Consider the following 19,831-nt stretch of genomic DNA (forward strand, 5'->3'; position numbering starts at 1 on the left):
CTCCGCCTTCGGGCCTGTGTTGCATTAAACCCGCGGCACGCCTTCCTCCATCAGCAATGCCACAGGCATTGAAGCTAGCGCGTCGCGCATGAACAAACGCTGCCCGTCCGACTTCGGCGCGTTCGGGCTCAGCCAGTCGAACAACGCGCGCGACGCCAGCGCTTCCGGCAAAAGGACTGCTGTATCGCCCCAATGCGCAGCATCCACCAACGGCAGGCCGTTATTGCTCCCCACCAGCAGCGAGTCGGCGAGCCGTGTCGCGATTACCACCGCGTACGCGCTGCCCGCATGCCGCGCAAACGCGATCACGCTGTCCGCATGCGCGCCTTCCACCTTCAGCGGAACATAAGCACCCTTCTCGAATAGCGACTGCGCATGCGCACGCAACGCCAGCGCGCGCCGCACAATACCCAGCTTCACCCGGCCATCGCGCCAGTTCTTCAATTGTTCCGATGGCGCACCCTCAACCTCGCCTTCACTCAACCACGCGCGCCGTTGCTCGAAGTCGACCGGCCGTCGATTATCAGGATCGACGAGACTGAAATCCCATAGTTCGGTGCCCTGATAAAGATCCGGCACGCCTGGCGATGTCAGCCGCAACAACGTCTGCTGGAAACTATTGATCGCACCCGTTCGCGAGACACGCTCCACGAATGCCGGCAGCTCGCCGAGGAAACCGTCGCGACGTTGCGGCGCGAGGATATCGAAGAGAAAATCGCGGCACGCATTCTCGTACGCCTCATCGGGTGCGAACCAGCTCGTGCGTAACTTGGCTTCACGCAACGCCTTCAACTGCCATGCGCTCACGCGTTCGGCGAGTTCTTTCACGCCGTCATGATCGTCGGGGGAGAGCGTCGGCGGCCAGCAGCCGACTAGCGTCTGATACAGCATGGCTTCGGCGGCAGCGCCCGGCGCCCAGTCGTGTTCATTGCCGTTCAGCGCGCGCCGATGCGGCGCGTTCAACGTCGACCAGCTTCGTAACGTTGCGGCCCATTCATCGGGAATCTCGCTCAAACCCGCGATTCGCGCGCGCACGTCTTCGCCGCGTTTGTGATCGTGCGTCGCGGTGTTCAGCATCGCGTTCGGGAAGCGCTTGGCGCGTTCCAGATTGCCCGTGTGGAACGCGTCGACGGACAACGAAAACTCGCCCGGATCGGCGCCCACTTCGTTGCGCGAGATCAGGCGGCCGTATCGATAACACGCGGTGTCTTCAATCGCCTTGGCGGCCACCGGCGAAGTTAGTTGGGAGAACAGAGTTTGTGCGTTGCGTCGATGTGAACCGCTAGAGTTTGACCCGGCGCTGTTCGCTTGCAGATTCTGATTAGGTACGCCAGCCGACTGACGATCCCGCTCCCGATCTCGCCCGCGATCGAGCAATCGTTCACGCGGTTTCTCTTCAACGGCTTCGTCGCCGCCCGGACCGCCGAGCCACTGGGCGATTTGATCGAGGATGACGAGGTCGGCGGGTGACAGTGCGGCCTTTGCGCCTTGATACGCGTGCGAGAAAAAGCGCTCGTCTTCTTCGCTGCGCTGACCACCGACGGGATAGATCCGGTACACGGGAAAGTGCACCACGAGCTCAGACACGACCCGGCGCAACGATGAATAGGCGAAGTCGCGGGTGACGGGGGTATCGCGCGCGATCCGATGCAACGCACGCGCGACGCGGTCGAGTTCAGCGGACAGGTTCTCGGCGAGGATCTTGCGCCGCGCGGCTTCGGCTTCAACAGCAAACTCCGCCGGACGTCCGGACAATTCTGCCCAGCTTTGTGCGAGTGGTTCGGCGCCGCGTGGATCGTGCAGCAACGCGCCGACGTCGTTCATGAAGTCGTAGCCGGTGGTGCCGTCGATACGCCAGTCGCCACGCACGGGCTCACCCCGCGCAAGGATTTTTTCGACGACGAAATATGTGCGGTCCTGCTTCAGATTCTCCGGCCGATGTTCCGCGAGCTCTTCAAGCCGGCTACGCAAGCGCTGACAATATTCGCGCGGTTCGGCGAGGCCATCGACGTGATCAATTCGCACGCCGTCGATCAGCCCTTCGGCAAACAACTGGAAAATCAGCGCATGCGATGCCTCGAATACTTCGGGGCGCTCGACGCGCATGCCGCCGAGCGTGCTGACGTCGAAGAAACGCCGCCAGTTCACTTCGTCCGCGGCAGTACGCCACCAGGCGAGCCGATAATGCTGGCGTTCCAGCAGCCGATGCAGACGGTCGCGGCCAGTGGGGTTATCGCCGGAATGCGCTTGCACAGCGGTGTCGATAACGCGCTTACCCTCGGCCGTCGCTGCGTACTCTTTTAAAGCCGCCCGCGCTTCGTCGGCGCGCGGTTGGTCGCCGGGTTGCGTGGAGAGGCCCGTGAAGCGCTGTGCCAACTCGGGCGCGTAGTCCTGCAGCACCGACGTGTAGTCGAGCGGACTCACCGGAAATGTGTGCGCGTAATACTCGATCTTGAAGCGGCCCTGGTCGGCGTCGAACACCAGCTTGATCTTGCCGCCCTGCAATTCCTCGCCGTACGCCGCGCCCAAAAACGGCGCGAGCACTTTGCCGCGCAGCGCGGGATCGGGCGAATGCCAGTCGATATCGAAATAGCGCGCATGTGCCGCGTGGCGCCCCCATTCGAGGATGTCCATCCACCAGAGGTTTTCCGACCCGCCCACGCCCATGTGATTCGGCACCACGTCCACGATCAAACCCATCTCGTGCGCGCGCAGCTTTTCAACGAAGCGCCTCAGGCCCTCCTCGCCGCCGAGTTCCGGATTGACGCGGGTGTAGTCGACCGTGTCGTAGCCATGCGTCGAGCCGCTGGTCGCGGTTGTGATCGGCGATAAATATGCGTGGCTGATCCCGAGCGCCGCCATGTAGTCGACCTGGCGCGCGGCGTCGTCGAAGGTGAAATCCTTGTGTAGCTGCAGCCGGAGCGTGGAGCGTGGAACGGTCATGGTGTCAGTCGGTGGGTGATGCGTTATGCGTGGCCGCCTTCGTCTGGGCGGATTTCTGTCGTGCCTGATCGACAGCAAGCAAGCGGTCGACGAACGAATCGTCGTCGAAGAGTTCGGATACGGGTACAGCCAGCCGCCGGCGCCAGTTCGGATGCTCGTCGATGGAACCGGGCAGGTTCGGCATCTCGGCGAGCGCGAGCAGATCTTCCAGCGGATATATGGCGAGCGGTGCGGGCGTGGACGCCACGAACGCAAGCGCTTCGTCGACCGGTGCGGTTTGCGGGGAGATATCGACGGGCACGGAGACATCGGGCGCGGCGACACCGGCTTCCTGAAAGGCAGACCACAGCAATTTGCGATCCTCGCCACGTTCCGCTTGCGCTATTTCGACCGGATCCTTTCCGTCGGCACGAGCCGCCGTCTGGCCGATCTTCGAGCGCCACACAATGTCCTCGCCGATCCACCAGCCGGTGACCGTCGGCAGGTCATGCGTGGTGGTGGTCGCGGCCACGTCGTGATCCCAGTCGGCCGGCGCCTTGAAGCCCGGGCCCTTTTCCGCACGTTCGAACCAGAGCACGCGGATGCCGAGCAGACCGTGTTCCTGCAAGCGTTCGCGAAAGCCGGGCGGAACCGTGCCGAGATCCTCGCCGATCACAATGGCCTTATGCCGCCACGACTCGAGCGCGATCAGCCGCAACAGGTCGTCGAGCGGATAACGCAGGTACGCGCCGTTCTTCGCGCTCTCGCCGTCGGGCACGAGCCAGAGACGCCGCAAGCCGAGAATATGATCGATGCGAATGCCGCCCGCGAGTGTGAACGCGGCACGCAGCATATCGATAAATGCTGAAAATCCCTGCGTGCGCATGGCGCGTGGGGAAAACGTGGTGAGTCCCCACGATTGCCCCTTCTGGTTGAACAGGTCAGGCGGCGCGCCGACGGATACGCCTTGCAGCATTTCATCACGATACGACCACGCGTGGCTGCCCGCGCTGTCGCAGCCCACGGCCAGATCGGCAATCAAGCCGATCGCCATGCCGGAGTCGCGTGCGACGTGCTGTGCGTGCGACAAGCCCTTGGCCGCGAGCCATTGCGCAAAGAGGAAAAAATCGACCTCGTCCTTATGCGCGGCGGCGAATTCCGCGATGGCCGCGCTGCGCGGATCGCGTAGTTCACCGGCCCAGTTGCGCCAGTGGCCTTCGTTGGCTTCCTTCAATTGGGCCGCTTGCAGCGCTTCGAAGCGCGCGTGGTCTTCCAGCGCACGTCCGCCGCGCTTCACGAAGCGGGCGAAGTCCTTGTGCAGCACGTCGTTTTCGTGAGCACCGTGCTGCGCATTGAACTGCGCGAACAAGGCGCGCAGCACGGCCAGTTTCGCTGTCATCACGCGCGGCCAGTCGATCAGTTGCAGTGCTTCGAGATCGGCGAATTCATCGGCGACACCGGCTGTTTGTATTGCCGCTTGCGCCGCTTCCGCGCCCAGCACCGCCGCTGGATCGATATGCGCGATGTTCAGGAACAATCGCGATGAAGGCGAATACGGGCTGAATTTATGCGGCTCGGCGCTGAACATGGCGTGCATCGGGCTGATCGCGATTGCGTGGCTGCCGCGCTGCGCGCTTTCCGACGCGAGCGTCGCGAGTGCGGAGAAGTCGCCCACACCGCCGTCGCCCACGCGCCGTAGGCCGTACACCTGCGCGGCCACGCCCCACATTGGCGGGGTCGCCTGCGTGTCGGGCTGGAGCGTACGCCAGGCATCGCCGACGGTGTAGCAGCGCGCCGGCGCCACCGCGAGCGTCGTGCGCTGCTCATTGATCACTAGCGTGTGATAACCCGGCTCGGAGATTGGCGAGAGCAACGCGGTTGCCCCTTTCGGCGAGGTAAACCGCCCATCGATCACCGCGCCGCTTTCCAGTTCGATCCGATACCGCGCGCCTGTTTTCACGGCCGCTATCGGCAAGGAAATGGCGCGATCGATCTCTGCGGTCATCAACGGCGGCAACTTGCGCCCCGACAATTCCGCGTCGAGCGTTGCCGTGCTCTGCTTGAGTTGCACGGGATTGTCGCAGGGCAGGCCGAGGCGTTCCAGCAGCACTTTCAGCGTCGCTTCTGGCACGCGCTGGATCTGCTTGTGCGCGTCCTGCCACTCGACCTCGAAACCGGCCTTGGTGGCGAGCGCCTCGATAGCGCTAGGGTTTTTCTCCGGCATAGCCGGGGTATTGATGGTCGTGCTCACGAGGTTTTCCCCGAGGCTTTGACGCGGCGAGCGTCATGATTAAACGCGGCATCGGCGAAATCGCCCGTCAGCCACGCGATAAAAGTCTGTGCGCCCAGTTCACCGCGATCCGCCGTGTCGCGGGCCCGAGCCGGCGTTTCGAATACAACCTTGCCCGGCGGATGGCCTGTGAGCGAGACAGCTTGCGGACCCAGGTTTAGCGCGACGGAATAGGTGCTGCCGTCGCCGAGCCGCCAGTTCGCGAGCACTGCCTTCTCTCCGATAACCTTCGCCCCAAGCGCCCTCGCATTCTTCAGGTGCGGCATCAGCAGCTTCGTGCGCACCGCCAGCGCCGAGCGATAGAAGTGCAGCCAGTCATTGTGATCGGCGGGTTGCGTGCTTTCATCGGGCGACGACATCCGGAACGTCTCGATAGCGTTGGGATCGGGAATCTGGGCGCGGCGCTTTTCGTCGGTGAAGGCGGAGAACTTCGCAAATTCCTTCCGACGCCCTTCGCGCACGGCGTCGGCAAGTTCGTCGTGATAGTCGGTGAAGAACAGGAATGGCTGCGTGGAACCATATTGCTCTTCCATGAACAGCATCGGGATTTGCGGCGTGAGGAGCATCAGCCCAGTTGCGGCGTAGAGCTGGTCTTCGCTGCACAACGAGCGCAAGCGGTCGCCCATTGCACGGTTGCCGACCTGATCGTGGTTCTGCAAAAACATCACGAACGCCGTGGGCGGCAAGTGCGCGCTCGGTTCGCCACGCGGCTTGCCGTCATGGATGGGCGAGGGCTCGCCTTGGTACACAAAGCCCTCGCTCAACACACGCGCAAGCTTCTGGATTGGCTGATCGCTGTACGCGCTGTAATAACTTTCGTCCTCGCCGGTCAGCAAGACATGCAGCGTGTTGTGCGAGTCATCGCTCCATTGCGCGTTGAAATGCGATTCGAGCAGGTTCGATGTGTTGTGCTCGTTCTCCAGCACCAGATGCACGTGCCGCTGCGCTTCCACCGACGACCGCACGCGTTCCGACAGTTCGCGCAACCATTCGTCGTCGTTGATGGCGTGGACGGCGTCGAGGCGCAGGCCATCGAAGCGATATTCCTTCAGCCAGTACAACGCGTTATCGAAGAAGAAGTCACGCACTTGCGGACGCTCGAAATCGATTGCCGGACCCCACGGCGTATCCACGCCTTCGCGGAAGAACGGCTTGGCGTAGGCGCTCAGATAGTTGCCGTCCGGTCCGAAGTGGTTATAGACCACGTCGAGGAAGACCATCAGTCCAAGGCCATGCGCGGTATCGATGAGCGTCTTCAGTTCATCGGGCGTGCCGTAGGCCGAATCGGGCGCGTAGGGCAGCACGCCGTCGTAACCCCAATTGCGGCTGCCGCTGAAGTCGTTGAGCGGCATCAGTTCGATGGCCGTCACGCCGAGGTGCGCGAATTCCTTCAGGCGGCGCGTCACGCCGGCATAACCGCCAAGCGCACCCACGTGCACTTCGTAAAGCACGGTTTCTTCCCACGGCCGTCCATGCCAATTGGTGTTTTCCCATCGAAAGGCACGCGGGTCGATTACTTGGCTTGGGCCGTGGACGTCGTCGGGCTGGAAACGGGAGGCCGGATCGGGCACCGCCAGATCCGCATTGATCCGATACCGGTAGCGCGTGCCCGCACCGCCTTCGGCCAGCGCTTCGAACCAGCCGTCGCCGGTGGGGGTCATATCGGTGAGCATCGGACTCGCGTCTTTCCCGGCCGCGGACGAATAAAGCTCCAGTTGCACCGTCTTCAGAGAAGGCGCCCAGAAGCGATAGCGCGTATGTCCGGCATCAGTGAGATGCGCGCCGAAGGGCAAGCAATAGGCATGGTGACGCTTGTGCGGATCGATGGGGGTTTCAGACATGATGTGTGTGTGCCTTCAGTGCGCTTGGTCAGATACTTGGCTTGGAGCCTGCCCGGCGTTGTTGCATGACATCTGCGAACTGTCTTCGAGCCGTTCAATTTTCCTCCTTTGCGGGCGGCGCGTGCTCGGGCACGGGTACCTTCCAGGGTTCCGCTGTCCGTCGCGGTCCAATTGTGCCCGGGTCCGGCGGCAACGCCGTCAAAAGGCGCGGTCCCTCGTGAGCGCCGGCCATCCAGACGGCCTGCCAGTCGGCGTCCCCGGTCGGCTGCGCGAGCAGCACGGCCACGCTGTGCGCCTGCACCTCCAGTTCCCCGCCGATCAATGGGCATTGCAGTGCATCGGGCACAGCGCTATCCATGAGCACATTCCATTCCAAGTGCGGTGCCGGAGCTGAGAAAGTCAGTGCCTCCGACGATCCGTTCATCATGATCAGGATGACATCGACTTCCCCGTTCAGACCGGGCCCCGCGCGACGCAGCGTCAGCGCGCGTCCTTCCGGGTCCTGCCAAGCGTCGATAGTCAGCGCCAAGCCGCGTTCGTCGAACCAGCTGACGTCGTAGAGACCCGGCAACACTTCACGATCACCGTGGAGAAAGCGCATTTCCCGCAGCAGCGGGTAGTTTTTGCGCAGTGCGATGACGCGGGCGACGAACTCTGTCATCGTGCGGCCCGCGGGCGATTCCGCTTGTGCCCAGTCGATCCAGGAAATCTCGTTGTCCTGGCAATACGCGTTGTTGTTGCCGAGTTGCGTGCGGCCGAATTCGTCGCCTCCCAGCAGCATGGGCGTGCCGAGTGACAGCAGGTTCGTTGCGATCAGCGCGCGTGCCACGCGGCCGCGTGTTTCGAGGATATCGGGGTCATCGGTCGGGCCTTCCTCGCCCCAGTTTGCGCTGCAGTTTTCGTTGTGGCCGTCGTTGTTGCCTTCCTGATTCGCTTCGTTGTGTTTCTGTTCGTAGGACGTCACGTCCGCGACCGTGAAGCCGTCGTGCGAGGCGACAAAATTAATCGATGCCCAGGGCTTGCGCATGCGCCGGTGAAACAGCTCGGCGGAGCCGGTGAGACGCGCTGCGAGATCTGGCCGCACGCCGGCGTCACCGCGCCAGAAGCGGCGTATGCCGTCGCGGAATTTATCGTTCCATTCGGCGAATCCTGGCGGGTGATTACCGACCTGATAACCGTCCGGGCCGATATCCCAGGGTTCGGAAATCATCTTGCGCGTGTTGAGGATCGGGTCCTGGCGGATGGCGTCGAAGAAACCGGAGCCGGGATCGAAACCGTGGCCTTCGCGGCCTAGCGTGACGCCGAGATCGAACCGGAAGCCATCAATGTTGAACGCCGTCGCCCAGTAGCGCAGCGAGTCCATGACCATTTGCAGGACGCGCGGGTGCGACAGGTTCACCGTATTGCCGCAACCGGTCTCGTTGATATAACGCCGTTCGTCGCCGGGAATCAGGCGGTAATAGCTGGCGTTGTCGAGGCCGCGCCATGACACGGTTGGCCCGAGCTCGTTGCCTTCGCACGTGTGGTTGTAGACCACGTCGAGGATCACTTCAATGCCTGCTGCGTGAAGCCGGCGCACGGCGATGCGCATTTCGTTCAGCCGGTTGGTCGACAGGTACGAGGGTTCGGGCGCGAAGAACGCTGCGGTGTTGTAGCCCCAGTAATTCTTGAGACCGCGTTCAACGAGGAAGCGATCGTTGAGAAACGCGTGCACGGGCAGGAATTCGACGGCGGTGATGCCCAGTTTCTGCAAATGTTCGATGAACCATGGCGACGACAGCGCCGCGAACGATCCGCGTTCGTGCTGGCGGATGTCTTGGCGCAACATGGAGGTGCCGCGTACGTGCGTTTCGTAGATGACGGTTTCGCCCCAGGGGACGTTGGGGCGCGTGTCGCGGGACCAGTCGAAGGCGTCGTCGGTGACGACGCATTTAGGGGTGGCGGGGGCTGAATCGCGTCGGTCCATTGACAGGTCGAGGCGGTTCGAATGCACGCGATAGCCGAATAGTGCGTCGGACCAGCGCCATTGGCCGACGAGCTTTTTCGCGTAGGGATCGAGGAGCAGTTTATGGGGATTGAAGCGATGGCCGTGCTGCGGTTGGTAGGGGCCGTGGGCGCGGAAACCGTAGACTGTGCCGGGGTGTGCGCCGGGGAGATAGCCGTGCCAGATTTCATCGGTGCATTCCGGCAGTTCGAAGCGGGCGAGCTCCTTGCGGCCGGTGGTATCGAAGAGACAGACTTCGATTTTTTGCGCGTTCGCAGAGAACACGGCGAAGTTGACGCCTAAACCGTCCCAGTTCGCTCCGAGCGGGTAAGCCGCGCCCGGGAGTAACTTGTCGGGAAATGAATTAGCCATGGGGGTTCCGTTCGCACTCGGGTTTTTGGGGTTTGGGGTGGGTGGTCGCTGGCGCTCGGTCGGTGATTGGTTTTTGGGTGCCCGGGGGGTGTTTTTGGGAGGGTGATCAGGGTCGTTTGAGGGATTGGCTTAGCGGTTGGGCCAATGCCAGGTTGTGGGGGTAGCGGTTCTGGGTCAATGCCGGGTGGGTGCTTTCGGGCGTGGTGGTCTGCGAGAGTCGGATTTTCTCTTTATCGCTATTAGCCACTGCGCGTGGCGGCGCGTCATTTCTTTGTCCAAAGCGACAAAGAAACGAAGCAAAGAAAGCGCTTTCAAAACGCGCTACCCTAAGTGTCCACAGCGTGCAGTTTCTATTCATAGGTGCCCCAAAAGCACGGTGCTCGCCAGAGCCACGGATGTGTGAACCCCTCTTTCTCCGAACACGGATACCCACACGCTTCGCCACCAGTGACTGAACCTGCCCAAGGATCACCCCGCGCTATCCGCGTAAAACCACCCGCCAAATTAGTACGCACGACGAACCACGTCGCCAACCCGCCAAGAAACGAGACCGCAGGACGCGTAAGCCGCAACCCATAAAAATAATCGTGTAGGCCACGCAGCCAACCACCAAAATGAAGCACTAAATATGCGTCCGGCCGTGTGGCTCACGAAGATAGGAGCGCAACCACTCGGCGCAGACCAAGCAAAAAGCCCACCAAAAGCTAAGCTGCAGCAGGCAACTAAGCCGCCAATAAACTAAGCCGCAAGCGATGCCGCAAAATGCATGAGGCCTTGCGGGTTCCTTGGCAATGGTGCTTGCCCGAGAGCGTTGGGGGCGAAGCGTGTTCGTGTCAGGATTCGCGAGAAGGAGGGGTTCAAACATCGGTGGCTCTGGCGAGCACCGTGCTTTTGGGGTACCCATGAATGGGAACTGCACGCTGTGGACACTTAGGGTAGCGTGGTTTGAAAGCGCTTTCTTTGCTTCGTTTCTTTGTCGCTTTGGACAAAGAAATGACGTGCCGCCACGCACAGTGGCTAACAGTGATAAAGAAAACATCCAACTCACGCAGACCGCTAAGGCTGAAAGCAGCAACCCGGCATTGACTCAGACCGCTAACCCTGAAATCTAGCAACCCGGCATTGACCCCGACCGCTAACGCAGGAACCTAGCAACCCGGCATCAACCCCGACCGCTAACCCCAGAACCTCGCCACCCGCCATCAATTCTGACCACTACCCCAGAACCCAGCCACCCCGCACCAACCCCAACTACTGACCCACCGCCAAAACCTCACCAAACCCTAAAACCGAGTGCGAACGAAAACCCCTTGGCTTAATCAGCCCTCAGCACAATGGTCGCCAACGGCGGTAAAGTCAGCGCCGCCGACCACTCCCGCCCATGACTCGAAACATTCTCGGCGTGAATCACGCCCCCATTCCCCATGTTCGATCCGCCATACACCGACGCATCCGAATTCACAATCTCACTCCACTTCCCGCCCCTCGGCAACCCCACCCGATATTCCAACCGCGGCACCGGCGTCATATTCGAAATCACCACGCACTCACGACCCTCACCATCCGTGCGACAGAACGCGAAAACACTATTGGTAGCATCATCGCCGACCAGCCAGTCAAACCCCCGCGGATCGCTATCAAGCTTGTACAGCGCCGGCTCCTCGCCATACACCCGGTTCAAATCGCGAACCAGTTTCTGCAAGCCACCATGAAACGCATCATCAAGCAAATGCCAGTGCGGCGACGTATCGTGATTGAACTCGCCAAACTGACCAAACTCACCGCCCATGAACAACAACTTCTTGCCCGGATGCGTCCACATAAATCCCAGATACGCACGCAGATTCGCAAACTTCTGCCAATGATCCCCCGGCATCTTCCCAATCAACGATCCCTTCCCATGAACCACCTCATCATGTGAAAGCGGCAACACAAATCGCTCGGAATACGCATACACCATCCCAAACGTAAACATGTTGTGGTGATACTGCCTGTACACGGGATCCTCTTCCATGTAATGCAACGTGTCATGCATCCAGCCCATGTTCCACTTGAAATCGAAACCAAGCCCACCGTGCTCCAGCGATGCCGTCACGCCCGGCCACGCAGTCGATTCCTCAGCAATCGTAATCGCCCCAGGAATCTGACGCACTTCATGATTAAGCCGCTTCAGGAATGCTATAGATTCCAGATTCTCACGACCGCCATATATGTTCGGCACCCATTCATCCGCCTTGCGCGAATAGTCCCGATACAACATGGAAGCCACCGCGTCCACACGCAATCCATCCACGTGATAACGCTTCAACCAAGCCAGCCCCGACGCCACGAGGAACGCGCTAACCTCGTTACGGCCGAGGTTGTAGATCATCGTGTTCCAGTCCTGGTGGAAACCCTCTCGCGGGTCCGAATGCTCGTAAAGCGGCGTGCCGTCGAACTCGATCAAACCGTGAGCATCGTTAGGAAAATGGGCCGGCACCCAGTCCAGAATGATCCCCAGCTCCGATTCATGCGCACGGTTCACGAACTCGGCAAATTGCTCAGGCGTCCCAAACCGCGCCGATGGCGCAAATTGCCCCAACGGCTGATATCCCCATGAGCCGCCAAACGGATGCTCCGCAATCGGCATGAACTCCAGATGCGTGAACCCCATGCTCTTCGCATACGGAATCAAGCGCTCAGCAAGCTCATGCCAGTTCATGCCACGGTTGCCTTCCTCCGGCACTCGCAGCCACGATTCAGCATGAACTTCGTACACGGAAATCGGAGCGTTCACGGTCTGTCTCGGTCCGCGCGTGTTCATCCACTCGCTGTCGGTCCACGCGTATCCATCGATAGCCTCAGCATCCGCCACCACCGAAGCCGTGGCGGGCGGCAGCTCGCTCTGCATCGCGCATGGATCGGCCTTCAGCGGCAAAGCGTGGCCTTCGCGCGAGATGATCTCGTACTTGTAGCGCGTGCCCGCGCCAAGTCCCGGCACGAACAGTTCCCAGACGCCGGCGTTGTGGCGCAGGCGCATGGGATGACGGCGGCCGTCCCACGAGTTGAAATCGCCCACTACAGAGACACGCCGCGCATTCGGTGCCCATACCGCAAAGCGCACACCGGCCACGCCGCCATGCACGATCGGCCGCGAGCCCAGGCACTCCATCACCGCATAAGGATCGCCGCCGGAAACGCGGTTCAACGCTTCATCGGTTAATACGGGGCCGAACGAATAGGTATCGGCGACTTCTTGCGGCGTGCCGTGCCAATCAATGTTCAGCCGATACGCCTGCATCTCGTCGATAAACCCAATAAACAACCCCGCCGGATGAACCTGCGTAAGCGTGCCAAGCGGCTTGCTGCTGTCGCGCTCGAGCACCTGCACGCCGGTTGCTCCGGGCAACAGCACACGGATCACGGGGCCAGCGTCGGTCTGATGAAGCCCAAGCTTGGAAAACGGATCGGGATGGCGAGCTTCGACGAGCGCGTCAATATCGAGCGGATGCAGACCCTCGGTCAGCAGTCTGTCGTCGGTGCGCTTATTCATGTTCGTTTCCATCAGATGTGTCCTTGAGTGCGGCGTCCACAGGTCGCGAGCCGGGGGCGGCCGGCGCGCCCGTATCGCCAAGCAGGCGGCTCGCAAGCGACGCGAGGCCACGCAACGGCAAGCCAATCCAGGTCGGACGGTTCGCCGCTTCATAGCGGATTTCGTAAGCAGCCTTCTCGATCAGGAAGAGATCGAGCAGGGCGGCGAAGGTGGCTTCGTCACCGGCAACTGGTTGCGGAGAAGCCGCCACCGCCGCGTGATATCCGAGCAAGAAACCTTCCTCGCCATGACCACGCAGGCGCTCGAACAGCGCGCGCTTGCGATCGGCAGTCGCCTGTGGCGCGTTGCCGGTCGTCGGTTGCGCAGCGGCGCTCGCATACGACAAGGAACGCAATAAGCCGGCCACGTCCCGCAGCGGACTCGATTTCTGGCGGCGTTCCTCCAGCGCTCGCGCGGGTTCGCCCTCGAAGTCGATCAGGAACGCGTCGCCCTGCGCCATCAGCACCTGGCCCAGATGGAAGTCGCCATGAATGCGGATGCGCAACGCATCGGCGTTTTCAGGCACGAGTTTCTGCACAGCCGCGAGCAGCAGGTCACGGCGATCGAGCAAGCTCTGCGCCATATCGCGATCATGCTCGTTGAGCTCCAGCAGCTTCGCCGCCAGGATATCGAGCGCCGCAACCAGCAGCGTGTGCGTGCCGTCGTTCCAGCCCCGCACGTCCTTCTTCGATGCTTTCTCCGGCGCAAAAGCAGGATCGTCCGAAGGTTGGGCGAGCGCGACGTGCAGTTCGCCCAGCCGCCGGCCAATGATTCCCGTGACCTTCCGATACCCCTCGATCCCGAGCATCTCCTTCTCGCGGTCCATCGAGTGGTCGTCGGTATCCACCGCCAGCGCGAGTTCATCCACGGTGCGGCGCAGGTAGTCGAGCGCGTAGTTCCACGCATCGCCCTGGTTGTCGATGAACCCTTGCAAGATGCACAGCGTATGCGGCACGCCTTCCGGGTCCACGCGCACCACTTCACCGAACAACGGCCCCGTATTCTGGTACCCGAGCTTCGTCAGGTGCCGGCTCATTTCGGCTTCCGGATGAATCCCGCCAACCAGCCGGCGCACCAGTTTCAACACGATTTGATCGCCGATCACGAGAGAGCTGTTGCTCTGCTCCGCCGCCAACCAGCGAATTTCCGGCGGTGGTTCCCCAGGCTTGAACTGGGAGGCGAGCTGGGCGAGCCGTTCGGTCGGAATAAAGCGGATCTCGCTCTTCTGCACCGTGGGAATGACCGCCCGCTGCAAGAGTTTCTTCAACACGCCGTAGGTGAAGTTCGGGACGGCGAAGGCGTCGGTGATATGACCGATATTACGAACCTGGCGCACACGTGCGAGCGCGAGCTGCATATAGAGCGGCGAGGTCGTTTCAGTGCCCCATGCAATGGTGAGCGGCAGCACATAGCGTTCGACGTGATCGCCGAGATCGGCTTCGATCTCGGTGAACGCAAACCCTGCTTCCGGAATGGTCGTCAAGGCCGCGAGGCGCACGCCGACCAGCTTCTTGTCCTTCGATGCAAACCAGCGCCGCTTGCTCAAATAAGAAGGCAGCACTTCCGATTCGAGCAAACGCACGTTTTCGGGCGTCGGGCCGGTCTGGCCGGCGCGGATCACCATTGTCACGAACTCGGGCAATTGCTCGGACGGTGCCTGGCTCCACGCCGGACGCTGATTGCCCGGGCACAACTGGAACCACAGGAAACCGTACGGCGGGAAAGTCAGCAAGTACGTGAGCTGCCCGATCGGCGGGAACGCGGAATCCGCGGTCATTTCCAGCGGCACCGAACCGGCGTACTCGGACAGGTCGAGTTCGACTGCCTGCGGCGCCCGCGATAGATTCGCCACGCACAGGATCGCCGGTTCGCCCTCGACCTCACGCAGATACGCAAGGATCTTGCGGTTGTTCGGACGCAGAAAACGAATGGTGCCCCGACCGAACGCCTGTTTCCCGCGACGCACCGTGAGCATCTTGCGGGTCCAGTTGAGCAGCGAGTGTGGATCGCGGCTTTGCGATTCCACGTTCACGGCGTCATATCCGTAGAGCGCGCCCATGACCGGCGGCAACACGAGTTGCTCGGGATCGGCGCGTGAAAACCCGCCGTTTCTATCCGATGACCACTGCATCGGCGTGCGCACGCCGTCGCGATCGCCCAGGTGGATGTTGTCGCCCATGCCGAGTTCATCGCCGTAATAGATCACGGGCGTGCCGGGCATGGAAAGCAGCAGCGAATTGATCAGTTCAATCCGGCGTCGATCGCGTTCCATCAGCGGCGCGAGACGCCGGCGAATGCCGAGATTCAGACGCGCGCGCCGATCGCTCGCGTACGTGTTCCACAAATAATCGCGCTCGGAATCCGTGACCATTTCCAGCGTGAGTTCATCGTGATTGCGCAGGAAAATGGCCCACTGGTTAGTCGGCGCGAGATCCGGCGTCTGCCGCATGATGTCCGTGATCGGGAAGCGGTCCTCGCTCGCAATCGACATATAGATGCGTGGCATCAGCGGGAAGTGGAAGGCCATGTGGCATTCGTCTTCGTCGCCGAAATACTCCTTCACGTCTTCCGGCCATTGGTTCGCTTCGGCCAGCAGCATGCGGTTCGGATATTCCGCGTCGATAGTCGCGCGGATCTTCTTCAAGATCGCGTGCGTTTCCGGCAGGTTCTCGTTGTTCGTGCCTTCGCGTTCGACCAGATACGGCACGGCATCCAGCCGCAGGCCGTCGATCCCCATGTCGAGCCAGAAGCGCATCACTTGCAGCACTTCCTTCAGCACGGCGGGGTTATCGAAGTTCAAGTCCGGCTGGTGGTTGAAGAAGCGGTGCCAGTAATACTGGCCGGCGACCGGATCGTGGGTCCAGTTGGACGGCTCCGAGTCGATGAAGATAATCCGCGTGTCTTCGTACTTCTTGTCGGTGTCTGACCAGACGTAGTAGTTGCGATGATTCGAGCCAGGCTTCGCGAGACGCGCGCGCTGGAACCACGGATGCTGGTCGGACGTGTGGTTGATGACCAGTTCGGTAATCACGCGAATGCCGCGCGCGTGCGCTTCCTGAATGAAACGCTTCACGTCGGCGAGCGTGCCGTAATCGGGATGCACGTTGCGGTAATCGGCGATGTCATAACCATCGTCGCGCCGTGGCGACGGATAGAACGGCAGCAGCCAGATCGTATCCACGCCGAGTTCGGAGATGTAATCGAGCTTCGCGAGCAGGCCGGGGAAATCGCCGATGCCGTCGTTGTTCGCATCGAAAAAGGACTTGATATGGATCTGATAAATGATCGCGTCTTTGTACCAGAGCGGATCGTTGCTGAGAGTCGAGTTCTTGTTACGCTTCACGTGTGTCGCTCCTTGAGCCGCGACGGTGTCTCGTCCCGGCTGTATGAGTTGTTCTGTGCCACGTCGGCGAGTGCCGTCGTGATGGTGACTTTCAGGTGACGCTTGCTGGACGGTCAAAGCGCCGTCAGAGGGCAGTCGGCGCCCGCGGCAAACCCCACGTCGGTGCGATTCGCCATATTGCGAACGGCCGCGTGTTCGGGTCGAGGCGGATATGCTGCCGTTTGCCGCGCCACTCGAAACGTTCGCCTGTCATCTGGTCCTCCACGGCCAGCGCGTCCCATTCCTGCACGCCCCACTTATTCAATGTCTGCCACGGCAGTTCCACGTCCGCGCCCTGTTCGTTGAACGGATCGAGATTGATCGCGACCAGCACGACGTTATCGCGCGCGGCATTCGCTTTCTCGAAGAACAGGATGTTGTCGTTTTGAGCGGGAAGGAAGTTGACGCCGAGATGCGAATGCAGCGCCGGATTCGCCTTCCTGATCCGGTTCAGCGCGGTGATTTCTCCCACGATATTGCCCGGCCGGTTCCAGTCCCAGGCACGTATCTGATACTTCTCCGAATCGAGATATTCCTCGCTGTTCGGCAGCGCAGCGGCTTCGCAGAGTTCGAAGCCGCTATACACGCCCCATAGCCCCGACAACGTCGCGGCGAGCGCGGCGCGGATCACAAAACCGGCGCGGCCCGAGCGTTGCAGGAAACGCGGGTTGATATCGGGCGTATTGACGAAAAAGTTCGGCCGGAAATAATCCTTCGCGTCGGTCTGCGTCAGGTCGTGCATGTATTCCACGAAATCGCGCTTCGACTCGCGCCACGTGAAGTACGTGTACGACTGCGAAAAACCGAGCTTGGCGAGACGGTTCATCACGCGTGGACGCGTGAACGCTTCGGCGAGGAACATGACATCGGGATGACGCGAGCGCACGTCACCAATCACCCATTCCCAAAACGGCATGGGCTTCGTGTGCGGATTGTCGACGCGGAAAATCTTCACGCCCGCCGCGATCCAGAACAGGAATACGTCGCGCAAGGCGAGCCACAGTTCCGGCTTCGCGTCCTGCGCGTAGAAGTCAGGATTAACGATGTCCTGATACTTCTTCGGCGGGTTTTCCGCATAACGCAGCGTGCCGTCCGGGCGCCATGCGAACCACGTTGGATGCTCGTTCAGCCACGGATGATCCGGCGCACACTGCACGGCGAAATCGAGCGCGATTTCCAGACCGTGGGCACGCGCCGCTTCCAGCATCCGCTTGAAGTCGTCCAGATTGCCGAGTTCCGGATGCAAGGCGTCGTGGCCGCCTTCCTTGCCGCCGATGGCGTATGGGCTGCCTACGTCGCCGGGTTGAGCCGTCAGCGTGTTGTTCTTGCCCTTGCGGTTCGCCACGCCAATGGGATTGATCGGCGGGAAATACAGCACGTCGAAACCCATCTCGCGGATGCGCGGCATCTTGCCGATCACATCGACGAACGTGCCGTGGCGATTTTCGTCGTCGCTCATGGAACGCGGGAAGATCTCGTACCAGCTCGCAAAGCGCGCGGCGGCGCGCTCAGCGTCGATACGATACGTCACTGGATCGCGCGACAGGAACGGCCGGTGCCGTGCCGCCTCGATCGCCAGCGCCGTTTCCGGCGCGAGCGCCAACGCGAGCCGTGTTTGTGCATCGGCTTTGGCGAAGCGCTTGACGATGCCTTCCAGCGGTTCCGTCTCCGCGCCTTCGGTGGTTTTTACTTCGGCCAGGATCAGCGCGAACAAATGCCGCGCTTCCTCGAGTTCGAGTTCAACCGTCTGGTCGGCCTTCAGCTTCTTCTGCATGTGATCAATCAGCGAAGCGAAGTCATCGCGCCACGCGACCACCGTAAATTCATGACGCCCAAGGCGATCGAGGGGGATGTGCGTCGTCCACAGATCGTTGCCGAGCGGCAGGACCGGCACCATCCGCGCTTCGTGCCAGTCGGTTTCATCGGCGGCGCGCCATTGCACGGCGGCCGCGATTTTGTCGTGGCCTTCCGCGAAAATCGCCGCCGTGACTTCGACCGCTTCGCCAACAATCCGTTTCGCCGGAAAGCGCCCGTGATCGACCGAGGGCATCACGCTTTCGATCGCCACCCGCGGCGCAAGCAGCGCCTCGTTCACCGCCTTTTTGTCGGCGGCTTTGGAGCCGCGCTTGACCTGCGGTTGCGCCAGCAGAATGGCTGGCTCGGCCGCGCCGCGCAGCAGACGCACTTCACCGGGCTGCAGCACGAAGGGCTCGAGCGGCAGCGGCGTTTCCGTCGTGTCCTCGTCTATCGCCCGAAACCGCGTGAAGTTGCCTGGTGCGCCGTCCAGCAAATGGCGTGTATCGACATAAACCGGCGTGGTGAGATCCGGGTTGAACACGATCAGCGCCGCCTCGGCCGCGACCCGCAGGTCCGGGCCGCTACCGCGCAGAATAGCTGCGTAAGGCGTGCCCGCGCCGGTCAGCGCGCGCAGTTCGCCCGTGCTGGCCAGCGCTGCCGAGTTGCGTTGCAACGCGTTGGCGTGCGCCACTTCCGCCGATACGTTAAAGCGCGCCCCTTCCTTGGCGCGCCGGAACTCTTCCGCGCTGCCATGGTTGTAGGTGAGCGGCTGCGTGACGCCGTATTCAAACCCCATGGGAACAAGCAGGCCCGTGCCTATGCCCGCCGCCGTGTACAACGCGCGCCGGTAGGCGCGCTCCACCAGCGACGAGTCGCTGGTGTCAGGCAGATCGTGCAGCAGGCGCGAGCCGTAGGGCTCTTCCGGAAACGCAATGGGTGGCGCGATGCGAAACAGCGCGGCGTGCTCGTCGAAGAGCCAGTTGCCCTGATAGTCCCACCATCGCGACGATGAAAACACCGAGTCGAAACCGGCATCGGCGAGAGCGGCGAGGTCGTGACGGCTGATGCCGACAGTCCATGCCAGCCATTTCGTTTGCGGATGACGTTCGCGAACGGCCGCACCGAGCCTGCGCCATACATGCGCCGGCACCTTGTGCGGCGCCTCGAAGCGAAAGCCGCCAATGCCGGCATCGGCGAGCAACATCAGCTCGCGCGCCCACCACTCGGTGAGCGCCTGGGCCGCTTCGCCGTCGCCGAAATTCGCATGCGCCGCGCTTTCTTCGTGCGGCGCGTGACGCGGATCGAGCCGGGCTTCAGCCGCTTCGAACGGATGGAACCAGTGCCGGTTGTCACGGAACAAACCACCTTCGGCGCTGACCTGGTCGAGGGTGATGTCCACCAGCACGCTTAAGCCGTGCTGCTTCGCCTGGGTCGCCAGCGCGCGCAGACCTTCGCTCGCGGGAGCGTCGGATTCGAATATGGCATGCAGTTTGTGATGATCGGCCACGGCCTGTCGGTGACCGTTGCTGCCCGGCTGGAACGGTGCGCCGATCAGGACGTGATCAAAGCCCAGCGCGGCGGCATGTTCGAATTGTGCGGACCACTCAGACAATGGTCCGACGAGAAGCGGGTCGATGAAATAGATTCTTGGTGCGTACGCTTGAAGCATGTG

Annotated in this window: 7 protein-coding genes; all 7 read right to left on the reverse strand. The window is 61.7% G+C overall.

From position 1 onward, the window contains the following. Window positions 1-24: 24 nt before the first annotated feature. Entirely contained in the window at window positions 25-2,943 is a 2,919-nt protein-coding gene (gene treY, locus SBC1_RS27810; protein WP_165102277.1) for a malto-oligosyltrehalose synthase, read from the reverse strand. A 4-nt stretch (window positions 2,944-2,947) separates the two neighbouring features. Beyond that, entirely contained in the window at window positions 2,948-5,146 is a 2,199-nt protein-coding gene (gene malQ, locus SBC1_RS27815) for a 4-alpha-glucanotransferase (protein WP_165104854.1), read from the reverse strand. A 23-nt stretch (window positions 5,147-5,169) separates the two neighbouring features. Beyond that, window positions 5,170-7,053: a malto-oligosyltrehalose trehalohydrolase gene (gene treZ, locus SBC1_RS27820; protein WP_165102280.1), complete on the reverse strand. Its 1,884-nt coding sequence runs from the start codon at window positions 7,051-7,053 to the stop codon at window positions 5,170-5,172. 94 nt (window positions 7,054-7,147) lie between these two features. Next, entirely contained in the window at window positions 7,148-9,409 is a 2,262-nt protein-coding gene (glgX, locus tag SBC1_RS27825) for a glycogen debranching protein GlgX (RefSeq protein WP_165102283.1), read from the reverse strand. A gap of 1,315 nt (window positions 9,410-10,724) precedes the next feature. Then, complete coding sequence (gene glgB / locus SBC1_RS27830; RefSeq protein ID WP_165102286.1) at window positions 10,725-12,941, reverse strand: 1,4-alpha-glucan branching protein GlgB; 2,217 nt, start codon at window positions 12,939-12,941, stop codon at window positions 10,725-10,727. After that, the gene (gene treS / locus SBC1_RS27835) at window positions 12,934-16,323 is read right to left on the reverse strand and encodes a maltose alpha-D-glucosyltransferase (protein WP_206366138.1); all 3,390 of its coding nucleotides are present in this window, start codon (window positions 16,321-16,323) and stop codon (window positions 12,934-12,936) included. Before treS ends, glgB begins: the two co-directional genes overlap by 8 nt. Before the next feature lie 124 nt (window positions 16,324-16,447). After that, window positions 16,448-19,828: a maltotransferase domain-containing protein gene (locus SBC1_RS27840; RefSeq protein WP_370469689.1), complete on the reverse strand. Its 3,381-nt coding sequence runs from the start codon at window positions 19,826-19,828 to the stop codon at window positions 16,448-16,450. Between the last annotated feature and the right edge of the window lie 3 nt (window positions 19,829-19,831).

It is taken from the genome of Caballeronia sp. SBC1 (assembly GCF_011493005.1).
Classification (GTDB): Bacteria; Pseudomonadota; Gammaproteobacteria; order Burkholderiales; family Burkholderiaceae; genus Caballeronia.

Bases quoted from the DNA above. Each gene is read 5' to 3' on its own strand.
- treY (WP_165102277.1), bottom strand. From the start codon at position 2,943: ATGACCGTTCCACGCTCCACGCTCCGGCTGCAGCTACACAAGGATTTC.
- malQ (WP_165104854.1), bottom strand. From the start codon at position 5,146: ATGCCGGAGAAAAACCCTAGCGCTATCGAGGCGCTCGCCACCAAGGCC.
- treZ (WP_165102280.1), bottom strand. From the start codon at position 7,053: ATGTCTGAAACCCCCATCGATCCGCACAAGCGTCACCATGCCTATTGC.
- glgX (WP_165102283.1), bottom strand. From the start codon at position 9,409: ATGGCTAATTCATTTCCCGACAAGTTACTCCCGGGCGCGGCTTACCCG.
- glgB (WP_165102286.1), bottom strand. From the start codon at position 12,941: ATGAATAAGCGCACCGACGACAGACTGCTGACCGAGGGTCTGCATCCG.
- SBC1_RS27840 (WP_370469689.1), bottom strand. From the start codon at position 19,828: ATGCTTCAAGCGTACGCACCAAGAATCTATTTCATCGACCCGCTTCTC.